We start from the raw sequence: 264 nt of genomic DNA on the forward strand, positions 1-264 counted from the left end.
TAAAAAATGGGCAATTCATAGAGATCCACCAGCTTTTGAAGATCATAGCACAAAAAGTGAGATTTTTGAAACAGGGATTAAAGTTGTGGATTTACTTGCTCCTTATGCAAAAGGTTGTAAAGTAGGTCTTTTTGGTGGTGCAGGTGTTGGTAAAAGTGTTATTATTATGGAGCTTATTCACAATGTTGCTTTTAAGGATAGCGGCTATTCTGTATTTGCAGGTGTGGGTGAGAGAACTCGTGAAGGAAATGACCTTTATAATGA

General features: G+C 36.7%; 1 pseudogene. It reads left to right on the top strand.

From position 1 onward, the window contains the following. Positions 1–264, top strand: a pseudogene (locus ELQ05_RS08155) (F0F1 ATP synthase subunit beta); the annotation flags it as partial.

Origin of the sequence: Campylobacter sp. US53 (genome assembly GCF_004378995.1) — a bacterium.
GTDB lineage: Bacteria > Campylobacterota > Campylobacteria > Campylobacterales > Campylobacteraceae > Campylobacter_D > Campylobacter_D jejuni.